This is a genomic window from Streptomyces sp. NBC_01481, from assembly GCF_026339995.1.
GTDB lineage: Bacteria > Actinomycetota > Actinomycetes > Streptomycetales > Streptomycetaceae > Streptomyces.
The window spans coordinates 635,422-650,235 of sequence record NZ_JAPEPT010000005.1; the positions used below are offsets into that span (position 1 = coordinate 635,422).

Genomic DNA, 14,814 nt, shown 5'->3' on the forward strand with positions numbered 1-14,814 from the left:
CCGGCGCCCGGCCGGCCTCCCCCCGGGGCCCGTCAGTGCTGGTACGGCTGCTGACCGGGCTGCTGCTGCGGCTGCCCGTACCCCTGCGCCTGCGGCTGAATGCCCGCGGCCTGCGCCTGAAGCTGCTCCGCCTGCTCCTTGGTGATCCGCTGCTCCATGCCGCAGAAGGTGCACTGCGTCGAGAACTTCGTCGAGAACGGGAACAGCGGGATGAAGAACAGCGTGAACTTGGTGACGTACTTCCTCAGCGTGTGCGCGGACGGATTGCCGCAGTGCCCGCACACCAGCGTGAGTATCGCCAGCTGGTAGAGGTAGCCCCTGCTGCCAAAGATGATCATGCTCTTGGTCTCTCCCTCGTCAACGCCCGCCGGCACAGGGCCAGCAGCTTCTCGTCGGTAAAGATGTCATGACTGCCGTAGCAGCCGTCGATCGCATTGTGACGTCGTACGGAATGGAGCTCCTCGCGCAGAATGCGCTCGGCCCCCTCGACTGACATTTCGGTCAGGCACTGGGCGATCGCGGCCCGGGTGGTGGGCAGTTGCTCCCAGGACGTGAGCAGCACCGGCCATGCCCGCCCGGAGTCGCCCGTCACCCGCCACAGCGCGATCGCCGCGTCCACCCGGGTCCACGGCTCGGCCGCCCCCAGCAGTTCACGCAGCGCCGGCGCGGCCTTCTCGCCCGCCGGGCCCAGCGCGCCGAGCGCCGTTGCCGCCGAGCGCCGTCCTCCGGAGTCCGCCTCGGACAGCGCGGCACACAGCACGGGCAGTACGGCGCCGGCATCACCCTCGACCGCCCACAGCGCGCCCGCCGTCCTCGCCGCGAGCGACGCCGAGAAGCCGGAGCCGACGCCGACCGAGCGCAGCAGCGCCCGCAGGTCCGGTATCGCGTCCGCCGCGGCGGGACCGAAGGCGGTCAGCGCCCGCAGCGCCGACTCGGCGACCCACTCCCTGCGGTAGTCGGGCGCGCCCCGCAGCACCCGCAGCACCTCGGGCGCCGCCTCGGCGGCCCGCAGCGCCGTCAGCCCGTACAACAGTGGCCCGGCCCGGTCGAAGAGCCGCTCGTCCAGGTCGATCTCGCCGAGCCTGCGCCGCAGCGCAGGTGCCAGCGGCGCCGCCGCCGCGCCCAGATGGTCCAGCGCATGGCCCAGGTCGTGCGGCGGCTCGGGAAGGTCCAGCGTCCGCGCCAGCACCGGCACGGCCCGCCGGTCGCCCGCCCGCGCCAGCGCCGAGACCGCGGCGCCGAGCGAGGGTGGCCCGCCCTGCCAGTGACGCACCCAGGCCTCGGGGTCGGCGGCCACCCGGTCGGCCAGCGCGTCGGCGGCGGGCGCGGCCAGGCAGAACAGCTCCCCGAGGGTGTCGGCGGCCGCGTCGGCGAGACGTTTCTCCGGGTCGGCGAGCTGCTCACCGATCAGGCCGACCAGCTCTCCGTAGGCACCGCGCCAGGTCCCCAGCAGCCCGCTGCTCATCCGTACGGCATCGATCCGCTGCCCCCAGTCGGGGCTGCACAACTGGTCGACGAGCAGGGCGATCCGGTCGTCCACGCGATCGCCGAGACCGGAGTGCAGCGTCCGCAGCAGATCCGCAGTCCAGGGTGTGCCACGGCCCACGGTGTCCGCGTCGTGGGCCTCGCGCAGCCGCCCCAGCAGGGTCGGCGCGGGCGGCCGTTCGGGCACGGGCTCGGCGAGGGGGGACGCGGTCACCGGCTCGGCACGCAGCTCACGCAGCAGCGCCGTCACCCCCGGCACCACATCGGCGGGCAGAGCGTCCGGCGCGCAGCGGGCGAGCTGCGCGAGCGCGGCCAGCCGCAGCCCCGGGGCGGACGGCACCCGGGTCAGCCCCAGAAGCCACTCCACCACTTCGGGGGCGAGCCGGCCGTGCCGCAGCGCTATCCGGCCCCCGGCCTCGGCGCAGGCGAAGCGCACCTCCTCGTCGGGCTCCGCGCCGAGCCGCTCCCGCAGCAGGGTGAGCACCAGCCCGGGATCGCTGTGCAGGGTCGCGAGGGCGAGCGGAGCGGCGAGCCGCAGCCCGCGGTCCTCGGCGTCGAGCAGCGCGAGGAAGACGTCCGCGCCGGCGGTCACGGCGGATGCGGCCATCGCGTAGTTGGCGGCGTACTCGAACTCCTCGTCCTCCGGATCCAGTTCGTCGTCGTCCAGATCGATGCCGCCGATGCTGGTCAGCAACTCGACGATGCCGCCGCGGTCCTGCACCGCCGGATTCGCCACGAGTTCGAGGAGGAAGGGAATGCAGGCGAGCGTCGAGTCGTACACATCGCCCTGGTGGTGCACCGCTCCGTACATGCTGTCGAGCGCCGTCTCGCGGTCGTCCGGGTCCGCCGACGCCAGTGCGTACAGCATCTGCGGAACATCGTCCGCCGGACCGTAGGCGTGCCCCAGTGCTGCCCAGTCGACCTCGTGGATCCCCCCGAACACGCTTGCCCCCTCCCAAGAACCTTGCGCTTGGGGAGAGTGTGCACCACCGCTCGGCATCGCGTGGATATTGCCCCGAAGGCCCCCGGGCTGTTCCCATGGTCGAGGGGTGGTGGCATGACGAGACTTCGCGTGACACCCGCACGCAGGCAGGGCCGGGACCGGCTGTACGTCAGCCTCCCGGACGGCCGCAACGTCGCCTGGTACGACAGGGACAGCGGCCGGGTCAGTCTGGTCTCAGAGCGCCACCGCGCGGATGTGCTGTCTGCGCTCGCCCCCTATCTGACCGGCGACGTCAGCATCGGACCGCCGCCCGTTCCCACCTCCGCCGACCTTGCCCGGCTGTCCCTCCACCCGGACGACGACCTGGCCCCCAACCGGCCCGGCGAAGGGCTCCTGGTCGAGCTCGACTCGCTGCCCGCGGGAGCCGCCCGCCGCTTCCGGCAGGACCCGCGGCGCGTCCAGATCGCCGCCGAGCAGCTGCTCGGCGAAGCGCTCGACCGGCTGGAGGGCGCGGGCTGGCGGATCCTGCACTCGGTGCCGCTGCCGGGCGCCGACCGTATCGACCATCTGGCCGTCGGCCCGGGCGGACTGCTGGCCGTGCACACCCTGGCGGCCCGCCGGCTGAAGGTGCGGATCGCCGACCCGATGGTGCGGGCCGGCCGCGGCGGGCCGGCGCCGCTGCTGCGGCTGACCCGCCGCCGGGCCGAGCGCGCCACCCTCGCGCTGGCGGCGGCGGTGCGCCCGGTGCTCGCCGTGGTCGGGGCGGCGCGGCTCGACGTGCTGCCCGTGCCGCCCGACATACGGATCATCCGCGACGACGAAGTGCCCGCACTGGCCAGGCTCGGCGGCGTCCTCAAGCCGGCGGACATCGAGGCGCTGTACGCGACGGCACGGGACCGCCGCACCTGGCTCCGGGCATAGCCAGGGGGTGTCAGCGGAGGTTGTCCCCCCAGCCGCTCTGCAGCATGGTCTGGAACGCCCACTGTCCGTCGCGCCTGATCAGCACGTCGGCGTAGCGCAGCTGCTGGGTGCGGCCGTCGATGGTCATCGTCGAGTCGGTGAAGACGACGGCCATGGCGGGGGAGAGGAAGACGGGCGTACGCGTCGACTCGAAGGCGATGTCGTCGCTGCCGTCGCCCATCACCTGGCTCATCGTCTCGATGAACTGCCGCCGGTCCCACTGGGCCGAGGCGCCGTTGCCCGCCGAGTCGTCGCTGACCAGGTTGAGCGGGAAGACGGCGAGGTCCGCCATGCGCTCGACCTCGCGCTTGGCGCTGTGCGCGTCGTACGCCGCGAACCAGTCCTGGATGCTCGCGAGCTCTTCGGCGGTGGGGGTGTATCCGGTGTCGGGCACAAGGGTCACGCTGTCTCCTCAAACTTGACTACGTGAAGGGATATCCCCTGCCTCTGCGCTAGTCAAACTTGATTAATCATGATCCTCGGGCAGCCGCAGTCGCAGCACTGTGGTGACCGTGTGCCGCGTCGTGCCCTGCTCCACCTCCGCCGTCAGGCCTGACTCGACCCGCCGGTACTCGACCTCGCCCACGCCGAGCGCTGTCGCGGTGCCTGTGTTCGCACTGGTCAGCGAGGTGAGCGCGGCCGCGGCCCGCGCCCGCAGCGCCGGGCTCAGCGGGCTGGAGACGACGGGGGTGTCGTCGTCCGGCAGTACGAGGATCAGCGCGGCGGGCCGCGTCCGAGGCCCGGTGAAGCCGACGACCGCCGCATCGCGCGCGGAGGTGTGCCGAAGCTTGCGCCACGCGCGCGTGCCGCTCTTGTACGTCTGGTCCAGCCGTTTGACCACCAGTCCCTCGACGCCGATCTCGGGCAGCGTCTCGAACCAGGTCGCCGCCTCGTCGGCGTCCAGCGTCATCGGTACGGGCTGGAGCGGCGGCCCGAGCGGGCCGAGCAGCGCGACCAGCCGCGCGCGCCTCTTCTCGTACGCCGACAGCCGCAGGTCCTCGCCGCCCTCGGCCAGCAGATCGAAGGCGGCGTACGAGGCGGGCAGCCTGCCTGCGAGAGCGGGAGCCCGCCCCGGTGTGGCGGCGGCGCGCTTCTGTACGGAGGCGAAGTCGGTACGGCCGTCCTTCCACACGACCACCTCGCCGTCCAGCACCGTGCCCTCCGGCAACTGCTGCGCCGCGTCCGCGAGATCGGGGAACGCGGCCGTGACGATCCGCCCCGACCGGGCCTGCAGCAGCACCGTGCCGCCGACCCGGAAGATCACCATCCGGTGGCCGTCGAACTTCGGCTCGTACGCGAGGCCCTGCCCGCGCGGCAGTGCGCTCACCGATTCGGCGAGCGCGACCCTCAGCGGCGGGCGCGGCACGCTCATGGCAGGGGCCTGGCGCGGTTGAGATTGATGAGCGGGCCGAGCAGATCCCCGTACCGCTCCAGCCGTGGCCCGATGTCGCCGATCCGGAAGACGAGGTTCTCGTGCGCCTCGACCTCCTCCCAGGTGACGGGCGCGGACACGGTCGGCTCGGTGCGGGCGCGCAGCGTGTACGGGGTTGCGGTGGTCTTCTTGGCGGAGTTCTGGCTGTGGTCCACGAAGACCTTGCCGGGCCGCAGGGAACGCGTCATCCGGTGCAGGATCAGCCCCGGCAGCTCGGCCTCGCCCTCGACGGCCAGGCTCTTCGCGTACGCCGAGACCTTCTCCGAGGGGGTCGGCTCCAGGGGTACGAGGACATGCAGCCCCTTGGAGCCCGAGGTCTTTGCGTACGCGAGCAGGCCGTCCGCCGCCAGCCGCTCCCGCAGCCAGAGGGCCACGGCGCAGCACTCGACGATCGTCGCCGGGGTGCCCGGGTCCAGGTCGAAGACCATGCGGTCGGCGATCCCCGGCTCGTCCGCCTGCCACTGGGGCGTATGGAACTCCACCACCAGGTTCGCCGCCCAGATCAGCGACGCCAGATCGTCGACGACGACCTGGTGCGCGTGCTTGTCCTCGGAACGCGGCACCGCGACCGTCCGTACCCAGGACGGTGTACCGGGCGGCGGGTTCTTGGTGAAGAACAGCTGGCCGTCCGGGCCGTCGGGATACCGGAGGAAGGACAGCGGCCGGTTGTGCAGATGGGTCAGGATCGCACCGGCCGTGGTGGCGTAGTAGTGCAGGATCTCGCCCTTGGTGGTCCCGGTGGCGGGGTGGAGGACCTTCTCCAGGTTGGTGAGCGCGAGGCGCCGCCCCTCCACCTCCGTGATCGGCGTCATACGATGAGAATCCCACGAATCCCGAAATTTCGGATGAAAGGGATCAAACGTGCGATCCATATGGAACGGTGCGATCTCCTTCGGTCTGGTCAGCATCCCGATCAAGCTGATGAACGCCACCGAGAACCACTCCATCTCCTTCCGCCAGATCCACACCGCCGACGGCGGCCGGATCCGCTACCGCAAGGTCTGCGAGCTGGAGGAGAAGGAAGTGCCGCCCTCGGAGATCGGCAAGGGATACGAGGACGCGGACGGATCGCTCATCCCGATCACGGACGAGGACCTGGCGGTGCTCCCGCTGCACACGGCGAAGACGATCGAGATCGTCGCGTTCGTGCCCGCTTCGTCGATCGATCCGCTCCAGATGGACGCGGCGTACTACCTGTCGGCGAACGGCGTCCCCGCCACCAAGCCGTACACACTGCTGCGGGAGGCGCTCAGGCGCAGCCAGAAGGTCGCTCTCGCCAAGTTCGCCCTGCGCGGACGTGAGCGGCTCGGCATGCTGCGGGTCGTCGACGACGTGATCGCCATGCACGGGCTGCTCTGGCCGGACGAGATCCGCACGCCGGAGGGCGTGGCCCCGGAGACCGACGTGAAGGTCCGGGAGGCCGAACTCGACCTGGCCGACGCGCTGATGAACACGCTCGGCGAGGTCGAGCTGTCGTCCCTGCACGACGACTACCGGGCGGCGATGGAACAGCTGATCACCGCGAAGGTGGAGGGCGGGGTGCTCCCCGAGGCGGCCCCGGCGGAGGGCGGCGGCCAGGTCATCGACCTGATGGCGGCGCTGGAGAGCAGCGTACGGGCGGCGCAGGAGGCGCGCGGGGCGGGCGGGGAGGGCGGCGAAGCCGACGGGGAGGGCGCCGAGGTTACGCCGATCAAGGGGCGCAAGCGGGCGGCGGGCGCGCCAAAGGCGGCGGGTGCGAAGAAGTCGACGACGGAGGCGGCGAAGAAGACGGCCGCGAAGAAGACGACGAGCGCGAAGTCGACGAAGTCAGCGGCGGCCACGAAGAAGACGGCGGCGGCGGCGAAGAAGTCCACGCCGAAGAAGACGACCCCGAGGAAGCACGCCTCGGCCTGACGGTGCGCCTGCGGCGGGCTTGCTCCCCACCCCGCCCTCCCCCTACGGCCTGGCGGCCGTGGGAGGTACCCCCATCCCGAACCGGGGCTCCGCCCCGGACCCCGTGTGCGGCCTTCGGCCGCATGTCCTCAATCGCCGGACGGGCTTGAAATGCCCGGGCTACCCGCGTCGGAGCAGCGTGTCCATCACCGACTCCAGGTACACAGCCCGCTCCACCCCCGCCGGCAGCGCCTGCGGCACCGCGTGGCTCAGCTGCGTGTGGCCCAGATAGCTCGAGTACGCGAGCAGCCCCCGCCGCCGCGCTTTCTCAGGCTCGAAGCCCAACTCCTCGAAGAGGTGCGCCACATACCCCACGCGCCGCTTCGTCACCCGCTCGATCGCGGCCGCCACCTGCGGATGATCGGCCGTGGCGAGCAGCGACACCTCCAGGGGATCCTCCGCCGCCGTCGCGATCGCCTTCGTGAGGAGCCTGCGCAGCCGCCGCTCCGGGTCCGGCTCGGTCTCCATCTCGGTGATGATCTGCTCGGTGTGGATCTCCTCCCACCGCCCCAGCGCCGCCGCGATCAGCGCGTCCCGGTTGGCGAAGTGCCAGTAGAAGCTGCCCTTGGTCGTGCCGAGCCGCGCGGCGAGCGGCTCCACGGCGACGGCGGCGAGCCCGCGTTCTCCGATGGCGGCGAGCGCCGCGTCGGCCCAGTCGTGTGCCGTGAGTTTCTTGCGTGCCTGCGCCATGTCCATACGCTACCGTATGGTGAAACATACGCCACCGTATGGAGGTCGTGATGCGCACAGTGCGGAACGTTCACGAACGACAGGTCGCAGCCCCGGCGGAGGTGGTCGGCGCCCTGCTCGACCGCATCTCGTCCCCGGACGACCCGCTCAGTCCCAGCCCCGTCTGGCCGCCCATCCGTTTCGATCGCCCCCTGGGCGTCGGCGCGGACGGCGGTCACGGTTTCGTCCGCTACTCGGTCGGCGCGTACGAACCCGGCCGCAGTATCCGCTTCGACTTCACCCCGCCCTCCAACGGCTTCCACGCCCTCACGACAGAGCCCGTGGACTCGGGCAGCTGCCGGGTCCGCCATGTCCTCGTACAGCAACAGGGCCTCAAGTCCCGGCTGCTGTGGACCCTGGTGATCCGCCCCCTGCACGACACCATGATCGAAGAGCTCCTCGACAACATCGAGCGCGCCGCCACGCCCGGGACCCTGACCCGGCCCCACCGCTGGTCCCGTCGGGCTCGTTTCCTGCACAGCCTCGTCCGGGACCGGCCGAAGGCGACGGCCGTCCCGGCCGGGGCCGAACTGGCCCATCAGGCCCTTCCCGTCCCGGACTTCGCGGACGCGTGCGCGATCCCCCTGGACCCGGGCATGCCCCGCGACCCGCACGCCTGGCGCGATGTCCTCCCGTTCGAGATCAGGGCGAGCGCCCCGAACGAGCTGCTGCTCGGCGAGGACGCCGGCCACCTCGACTTCCGCGCCTCGGTCCTGATAGCCGACGACAAGGTCACGCTCACCACCGTCGTCAAGACCCACAACTGGCGCGGCAGGCTCTACTTCGCGGTGATCCGCCGCCTCCACCCGCCCATGGCCCGCAGGATGCTCCGCCGCGCCCACCGCCGCCTGGCCTTCGCGGCCCCTCCGGCCCCGCTACGTGCGCAAACGCCCGCCCAGTAGAGTGCGCCTTCGAGCTCTCCCCGTACCCGAGGTGTCCGTCCGTGAGTCCCGTTTCCCCCACCGCACCGGCCGTCACCGTCGTCGGGATCGGAGCCGACGGCTGGGACGGACTCCCCGCCGCCTCGCAGCGTGCCCTGCTGGACGCCGAGGTCGTCATCGGGGGACCGCGGCAGCTGGAACTCCTGCCACCCGCCTGTGCGGGCGAGCGGGTGGCCTGGCCGTCGCCGCTGCGGCCCGCCGTGCCCGGGCTGCTCGCGGCCCACGCCGGACGTCGCGTCGCGGTGCTCGCGAGCGGCGACCCCATGTTCTACGGCATCGGCCGGGCACTGACCGAAGCGCTCGGCCCCGGCGTCCCGCGCGTCCTGCCGCACCCCTCGTCCGTGTCGTACGCCTGCGCACGCCTCGGCTGGCTGCTGGAGGACACGGAGGTCGTCACGCTCGTCGGCAGGCCCACCGCGCGGCTCGGCGCGGCCCTGTACGACGGGCGGCGGCTGCTCGTCCTCAGCGCCGGGGCCGCGACGCCGGGCGAGGTCGCTGACTTCCTGCGCGAGCGGGGCTTCGGGCCGAGCCGGATGCGGGTCCTCGAACAGCTCGGCGGGGAGCGCGAAGAGCAGACCGAGGGCACGGCGGAGACATGGGACCGCCCGCCCGGCGACCCGCTGAACGTCATCGCCGTCGACTGCCGCCGCGCGCCCGGCAGTCTGCGGCTCGGCGCCGTACCGGGACTGCCGGACGCCGCGTACGAACACGACGGCCAGCTCACCAAACGCCATGTGCGCGCCGCGACGCTCGGCGCGCTCGCGCCCGCGCCGGGCGAGCTGCTGTGGGACATCGGCGGCGGCTCCGGCTCCATCGCGGTCGAGTGGATGCGTACGCACCGCTCGTGCCGGGCCGTCACCGTCGAACGCGACCCGGTACGCGCCGCCCGCATCGCCCTCAACGCCGAGCGGCTCGGTGTGCCCGGGCTGCGCGTCGTCACCGGAGCCGCGCCCGAGGCGCTCGCCCAACTCCCCACACCGGACGCGGTGTTCGTGGGCGGCGGGCTGACCGTGCCCGGGCTGCTCGAAGCCTGCTGGGAGGCGCTGCCCGCGGGCGGGCGCCTCGTCGCCAACACGGTCACCCTGGAGTCCGAGGCGCTGCTCGCCGACCGGCACCGCCGCCACGGCGGCGAGCTGGTACGCCTCGCGGTGGCGCACGCCGTCCCCGTGGGCGGCTTCACCGGCTGGCGGCAGGCGATGCCGGTCACCCAGTGGTCCGTCACCAAATCAGGAGAACAACGATGACCGTGTACTTCATCGGCGCCGGCCCCGGCGCCGCCGACCTGATCACGGTGCGCGGCGCCCGTAGGCTCGCCTCCTGCCAGGTCTGCCTGTACGCGGGCAGCCTCGTCCCGCGCGAACTGCTCGACGAATGCCCGCCGGACGCACGCCTGGTGGACACGGCCCAGCTCAACCTGGACGAGATCACGGCCGAGTTGATCCGCTCCCACGAGGCGGGTCTCGACGTGGCCCGGCTGCACTCCGGCGACCCGTCCGTCTTCAGCGCGGTCGCCGAACAGATGCGCCGCCTGGACGCGGCGGGGGTGCCGTACGAGGTCGTGCCGGGCGTTCCGGCCTTCGCCGCTGCCGCGGCCGCGCTGAAGCGGGAGCTGACCGTCCCGACCGTCGGCCAGACCGTCATCCTCACCCGGATCGCCAACCGCGCGACGGCCATGCCCGAGGGCGAGGACCTGGCGACGCTCGGCCGCAGCGGCGCGCTGATCGTGCTGCACCTGGCCGCGCGGTACGTGGACCGGGTGGTCGAGGAACTGGAGCCGCACTACGGCTCCGACTGCCCCGCGGCGGTGGTCGCGATGGCGAGCCGCCCCGACGAACTGATCCTGCGCGGCACGCTCGCGGACATCGCGGACCAGGTGAAGTCGGCGGGGGTCCTGCGGACGGCGGTGATCATGGTGGGCCGGACGCTGGGGGCGTCGCAGTTCCGCGACAGCCATTTGTACTCGCGTGACCGGGAGAGGCATGAGCCGTGCGCGCCGGTGCCGGGTGCGCCGGTGGCGTGAGGGGGGTTTCTCCCCAGCCCTTGCCCTCCCCCTACGGTCTGGCGGCCGTGGGAGGTACCCCCGTCCCGAAACTGGGGGCGAGGCCCCAGCCCCCCTCAGGAGGGGAGGGCTCGCGGGGGCCGACGCCCCCACACCCCCGGGCGCGGCAGCTTCGCGCCGCGGAGGGGGTGCTTCGGAGCAGCACGCCGACAATGAGAGAACTACCGCGCGCCACAGCATCGTGATCACGGGCGCGCCCTACATGGACAATGACCGGTCCGCTTCCCGGTACGCGAACAAGGCGCGTGGCGACTGGGCGCGGCTCGTGGCTGATCTTCAGTCCGGCGCGTTCGCGGAAGACGTGCTGATCTTGTGGGGTAAATCTTCGTATGCCTCGCGCAGGTCGGACGCTTCCGGTAGTTGTTTCGCCTCTACGGCCTTGACGACTTCCAATGCTCGCCAGTGGTTCGACGGAACCACGCGGCCGCTGAGTATGGCTTTCTGTACGGAGGCGCAAGCTTCGTCTAGGCGGTTGTCCGCCAGGAGAACTAGCGACAGATCGATATTGGCCGACGCTACTCGGCGCGGCCATTTGGTGATGTCATTGGATGGACTGAGGCGCGCGATAATCTCGCGTGCGTAGGGTTCTGCCGCAGCATCGCCCAGCCACGCGAGGGTAGTTGCTGTGTAGGCGAGTGCCTTTGCAGGGTCGTACTGGTAATGGTGTTCGGTGGGGCGCTCCGACGTACCGAGCGAGGCAGCCATTTTCTTTACCCGCTCGATTGCTGCATACGTTTCTTTGCCGTGGCCAAGCCTCGCCCGCGCGCGTCCCTCCTGGGCAGTTGCTTGAATCAGAGCGGAGGTTCCGGCAGGCGCAACGTCCTGGGCAATTTCCGAGAGTTCGAGTGCGCGCACGTAGTCACCATCTGTCAGCACGCGCCACGCGTCGGTTTCAAAGCACCACGCCTCAATCTCTCTATGTTCCGCCTGCTGGGCGAGAGTTGCGGCCGCTCGTAGCCTGGCCGTTGCGGCATCGGATTGTTTCAAGTCGATATGGAGCGTCGCGCCTAGCAGCGACAGCCAACCACCAACGACCAGCAAACGCCGATGTTCAGCTAGCGTCTTTTTCGCATCGAGTAGGCGCACGACATAGGCTGAGTGGCGCCTTACGCGCTTCAAGAGTTCCTGTGGCGGAGAAGCCGGGTAGGCCGTGGCCAACTCATCAAAGGCGCGCTCTAGGCGAGCGAGGGTTTCTGACCCGACGTCGCTCGCCTGTACTCGTCGCGCCAACTCCCAGGCGTCCATTTCGTCATCTTCGACAGGGGAGCCATGCGAAATCCAGGAATCATCCAGTACCGGCGGGGGTACATCGGAGGCTAGCAATTCGTCCAATTCTCTGGACGTGAGTTGCAGGACCCTTGCCATTCTCGGGCGCTGATGCGGTTGGGGGTCAACCTCCCCACGCTCCCAGCGTTGCACCGTGGTGCGATCCACTTTCAGGGCATCCGCGAATTGCTCTTGCGTGTGGCCGCACGCCTTCCGGCGCTGTGCTAGACGCTGCCGCTTGCCCGCCATGCCGCTCTCCCGTCCGGGATGCTATCTGCCCTGGTCAGGCTACCGCGTGCCGCCAACATGCCGCATCAATGCGGCAGTTCTGCCGTGGTGCAGTTCTCCAAGGGGCGGCAGCGTGGTCCGACGCAAGTACCCCAGCGACCGCGCTAACGGTCCTGGGGCGTGGCCGACGCTTCGAAGGAGCGACGACGTGACAGAGAATATCCGCCGCCTACTCGATTGGGTGACAGCGGTACTGATCGGACCGTCCGGCAGGCACAGGGCCCACGTGCCCCAGGCTGCCGCCCAGCCGTCCCCTGACGTATGCGGTGCCCGACTGGTCGCAGCCCGCAGGCATCGAGCGAGGCGCGCCCCAGACGTGCCGATCCTGCCGGAGCCTCGCGCCCAGTGGTTCCCGCCTGCCCCCTGGGAACGGCCGCTCGTCCTGGTCCGGCCGTACGTGCTCGCCTCGCTGGGCGAGGACTGGCGACATGCGGCATCTGGAAAGGGCGCGTGATCGGTGGCCACCATCACGATCACTGTGTATCGGGTCAATAGCGAGACAGGCGCCCGGACGGAAGTTCAGGGCAAGACAAAGCACCTGTGTCCCCCCGGCAATCCGTCCGATGCGGGATTCGGTTTCCCGCCCTGCTCATGTCCGCCCTGCAAGGCGCAGCGACAGGCCGCGGAGGTGACGCTGTGACCCGGACTGGGCGAATCGCGACCGCGCTCATGTCAGCAGAGAGCGCCACGCAACAGGCGTACAGGGCATGGCTGGAGCACGCCCAGAGCTGCGCAGGGCTGCACTACTGCCCATAAGGCCGATAACGGCTGTGACGCCGGTCGACGCCTATGGCGCACCTACCGGGATTCGCGCGACCAGTAGGCGCCCAGGCGCCCCCCAGCAAGAAGGCACCAAACGCGATGGCGGCCGAATCCGCGTAAGGGCCGCAACGAATACCCCCGTACCGGTCGCCCCCGTCCGGTACGGGTCAGTGCCCCCAACTGCCTGCCGACCAACGGCAGGTGGGGGCGCAACCCGGCGCGGGGACCGATTCCCCGCACTCAGAGGGAAGGAATTCACCATGGACGCAGAGTTTGCATTCCGAACGTCCACGGCGTGCAAATACAACAACAGCGACCCCCGCTGTGTGGAGGTCGCGACGAACGTTCCCGGCAGGGTGGCGGTCCGGAATTCCGCGACAGGTGACACCGTCGAGTTCACGGCGGTTGAGTGGACCGACTTCCTGAGCGGTGCCAGGCTGGGCGAGTTCGACGTCACGGCGTAGGGAGTCGTCATGGGGCAGTGTCCGCAGTGCGGCGGCAGCGTAGAGCGCGACCCGGAGCACCCCACGGTGCGGCGGTGTCTGTCGTGCTGGCATGCCTGGACGCTGCCCCTGGAGCGGCCCTGTCCGGGCTTCCGGCCGACGCTGGGCGCGGCTCTGCGGAAGCTGGAAGAGGACCGGGACCTACGCCGCTAGGCACCCCGTTTAGGCGCCCCCGACCGTGGCAGCAAGGGCCGCAGTCGGGGGCGCGCGCGTGAGCGCGAGCACTGAGCCACACCCGACCCTGGAACGGTAACGGTCCGGTCTCGATATCAGGCGCCCAGGGGGACCCCGCGCTACCTCGAAAACTGCCCGTTTCCGCAGGTCAGACGCTAACCACACCTAGTGCAGCGCACGGGGGCGGAGCCCCGGTTCGGGAAAGAGCCCCGCAGGGACCGGCTAGCGCGGGCCGCTGCGGCCGACCACCACCCCCGCGCGGTCGATGCAGATCACGTCCACCACCACCGGCGCCCCCCGCAGCACCCCCCACGCCTCGTCCCGCGCCGCCACCGCCACCAGGTCGCCCAGTGGGACGCCCGCCGCCGTGCACAACTGGAGTGCCGCCAGGCCCGTGTTCGCCGTGGAGACGGCTGCCGCCAGGGACTCGTCCGCGCCGCCCGCCCGGGCCAGGTCCGCCAGGAAGCCCTTGTCGACCTGCGAGCGCGCCGAGTGCAGGTCCAGATGACCCGCCGCCAGCTTCGACAGTTTGGCGAATCCGCCGCAGATGGTCAGCCGGTCGACCGGGTGCCGCCGCACGTACTTCAGTACCGCGCCCGCGAAGTCCCCCATGTCCAGCAGCGCGTCCTCCGGCAGGCCGTACTCCGCGACGACCGTCTTCTCGGACGTCGACCCCGTGCAGCCCGCGACATGCGTGCGCCCCGCCGCCCGGGCCACGTCCACCCCGCGCCGGATCGAGTCGATCCACGCCGAGCAGGAGTACGGCACGACGATGCCGGTCGTTCCGAGGATGGACAGACCGCCGAGAATCCCGAGCCGGGGGTTCCAGGTCGAGCGGGCGATCTCCTCGCCGTTGTCGACGGAGACCGTGATCTCGACGTCGCCGGTCCCGCCGTAGCGTCCGGCGACGAGCGCCACATGCTCGCGCATCATCTGCCGCGGCACGGGGTTGATCGCGGGCTCGCCGACGTCGAGCGGCAGCCCGGGCCGGGTGACCGTCCCGACGCCCGGCCCGGCCGCGAAGACCACCCCGGAACCGCGTGGCAGCACCCGTACCGTCGCGCGGATCAGCGCGCCGTGTGTGACGTCCGGGTCGTCGCCCGCGTCCTTGACGATGCCCGCCATGGCCCGCCCGTCCGCCAGCGACTCCGCCGCGAGCGCGAAGGACGGCGTCTGCCCCTTGGGCAGCGTGATCGTCACAGGATCGGGAAAGTCGCCGGTCAGCAGCGACGTGTACGCGGCCGTGGTGGCCGCGGTCGCACACGCGCCGGTGGTCCAGCCGTGCCGCAGCCCGGTGTGCTTCAGTTGGGCGCTGCGCCCGCCCTTCGCCTCACTCATGA

At 71.2% G+C, this 14,814-nt stretch carries 14 protein-coding genes; 6 read left to right on the forward strand and 8 right to left on the reverse strand.

Going from position 1 to position 14,814, the window contains the following annotated elements:
- Nucleotides 1–32: 32 nt before the first annotated feature.
- Together OOK40_RS28965 and OOK40_RS28970 are read right to left on the reverse strand one after the other, a co-directional pair.
- The gene (locus OOK40_RS28965; RefSeq protein ID WP_266487353.1) at nt 33–338 is read right to left on the reverse strand and encodes a zinc-ribbon domain-containing protein; all 306 of its coding nucleotides are present in this window, start codon (nt 336–338) and stop codon (nt 33–35) included.
- Nucleotides 335–2,428 (reverse strand): PBS lyase, encoded by a 2,094-nt coding sequence (locus tag OOK40_RS28970; protein WP_266487354.1) that lies wholly within the window; start codon nt 2,426–2,428, stop codon nt 335–337. Before OOK40_RS28970 ends, OOK40_RS28965 begins: the two co-directional genes overlap by 4 nt.
- A 114-nt stretch (nt 2,429–2,542) precedes the next feature.
- Here OOK40_RS28970 and OOK40_RS28975 point away from each other — a divergent pair, with 114 nt between their 5' ends.
- Nucleotides 2,543–3,349 carry a nuclease-related domain-containing protein gene (locus OOK40_RS28975; RefSeq protein WP_266487356.1) on the forward strand — a complete coding sequence of 269 codons (807 nt, stop codon included), beginning with the start codon at nt 2,543–2,545 and terminating at the stop codon, nt 3,347–3,349.
- Nucleotides 3,350–3,359: 10 nt separating this feature from the next.
- Here OOK40_RS28975 and OOK40_RS28980 read toward each other — a convergent pair whose 3' ends face one another.
- The 3 genes from OOK40_RS28980 to ligD form a co-directional block, all read right to left on the reverse strand.
- Nucleotides 3,360–3,791 carry a DUF4440 domain-containing protein gene (locus tag OOK40_RS28980; RefSeq protein ID WP_266487357.1) on the reverse strand — a complete coding sequence of 144 codons (432 nt, stop codon included), beginning with the start codon at nt 3,789–3,791 and terminating at the stop codon, nt 3,360–3,362.
- A 63-nt stretch (nt 3,792–3,854) separates the two neighbouring features.
- Complete coding sequence (locus OOK40_RS28985) at nt 3,855–4,760, reverse strand: ATP-dependent DNA ligase (protein ID WP_266487358.1); 906 nt, start codon at nt 4,758–4,760, stop codon at nt 3,855–3,857.
- Complete coding sequence (gene ligD, locus OOK40_RS28990) at nt 4,757–5,632, reverse strand: non-homologous end-joining DNA ligase (protein ID WP_266487359.1); 876 nt, start codon at nt 5,630–5,632, stop codon at nt 4,757–4,759. The genes OOK40_RS28985 and ligD overlap by 4 nt, the downstream gene beginning before the upstream one ends.
- A gap of 49 nt (nt 5,633–5,681) precedes the next feature.
- Between ligD and OOK40_RS28995 the strand changes: the two genes are divergently transcribed.
- Nucleotides 5,682–6,713: a Ku protein gene (locus OOK40_RS28995; protein ID WP_266487360.1), complete on the forward strand. Its 1,032-nt coding sequence runs from the start codon at nt 5,682–5,684 to the stop codon at nt 6,711–6,713.
- 159 nt (nt 6,714–6,872) lie between these two features.
- Here OOK40_RS28995 and OOK40_RS29000 read toward each other — a convergent pair whose 3' ends face one another.
- Nucleotides 6,873–7,442, reverse strand: a complete 570-nt coding sequence (locus OOK40_RS29000) for a TetR/AcrR family transcriptional regulator (protein WP_266487361.1) — start codon at nt 7,440–7,442, stop codon at nt 6,873–6,875.
- 50 nt (nt 7,443–7,492) lie between these two features.
- On the opposite strand from OOK40_RS29000, the gene OOK40_RS29005 reads away from it, so the two are divergent.
- From OOK40_RS29005 to cobM, 3 genes are read left to right on the forward strand one after another with little or no spacing between them, the layout of a single operon-like run.
- Nucleotides 7,493–8,383 (forward strand): DUF2867 domain-containing protein, encoded by an 891-nt coding sequence (locus OOK40_RS29005; protein ID WP_266487362.1) that lies wholly within the window; start codon nt 7,493–7,495, stop codon nt 8,381–8,383.
- A 41-nt stretch (nt 8,384–8,424) separates the two neighbouring features.
- Nucleotides 8,425–9,666: a precorrin-6y C5,15-methyltransferase (decarboxylating) subunit CbiE gene (cbiE, locus tag OOK40_RS29010; protein ID WP_266487363.1), complete on the forward strand. Its 1,242-nt coding sequence runs from the start codon at nt 8,425–8,427 to the stop codon at nt 9,664–9,666.
- Nucleotides 9,663–10,442, forward strand: a complete 780-nt coding sequence (cobM, locus tag OOK40_RS29015) for a precorrin-4 C(11)-methyltransferase (RefSeq protein ID WP_266487365.1) — start codon at nt 9,663–9,665, stop codon at nt 10,440–10,442. Before cbiE ends, cobM begins: the two co-directional genes overlap by 4 nt.
- Nucleotides 10,443–10,757: 315 nt before the next feature.
- Here cobM and OOK40_RS29020 read toward each other — a convergent pair whose 3' ends face one another.
- Complete coding sequence (locus OOK40_RS29020) at nt 10,758–11,996, reverse strand: helix-turn-helix transcriptional regulator (protein WP_266487367.1); 1,239 nt, start codon at nt 11,994–11,996, stop codon at nt 10,758–10,760.
- Between the two features lie 1,061 nt (nt 11,997–13,057).
- On the opposite strand from OOK40_RS29020, the gene OOK40_RS29025 reads away from it, so the two are divergent.
- The gene (locus OOK40_RS29025; protein ID WP_266487368.1) at nt 13,058–13,261 is read left to right on the forward strand and encodes a DUF397 domain-containing protein; all 204 of its coding nucleotides are present in this window, start codon (nt 13,058–13,060) and stop codon (nt 13,259–13,261) included.
- Between the two features lie 435 nt (nt 13,262–13,696).
- On the opposite strand, the gene OOK40_RS29030 is transcribed toward OOK40_RS29025, so the two are convergent.
- On the reverse strand, nt 13,697–14,812 hold the full coding sequence (locus OOK40_RS29030; RefSeq protein WP_266487369.1) for a cobalt-precorrin-5B (C(1))-methyltransferase: 1,116 nt from the start codon (nt 14,810–14,812) through the stop codon (nt 13,697–13,699).
- Nucleotides 14,813–14,814 lie beyond the last annotated feature (2 nt).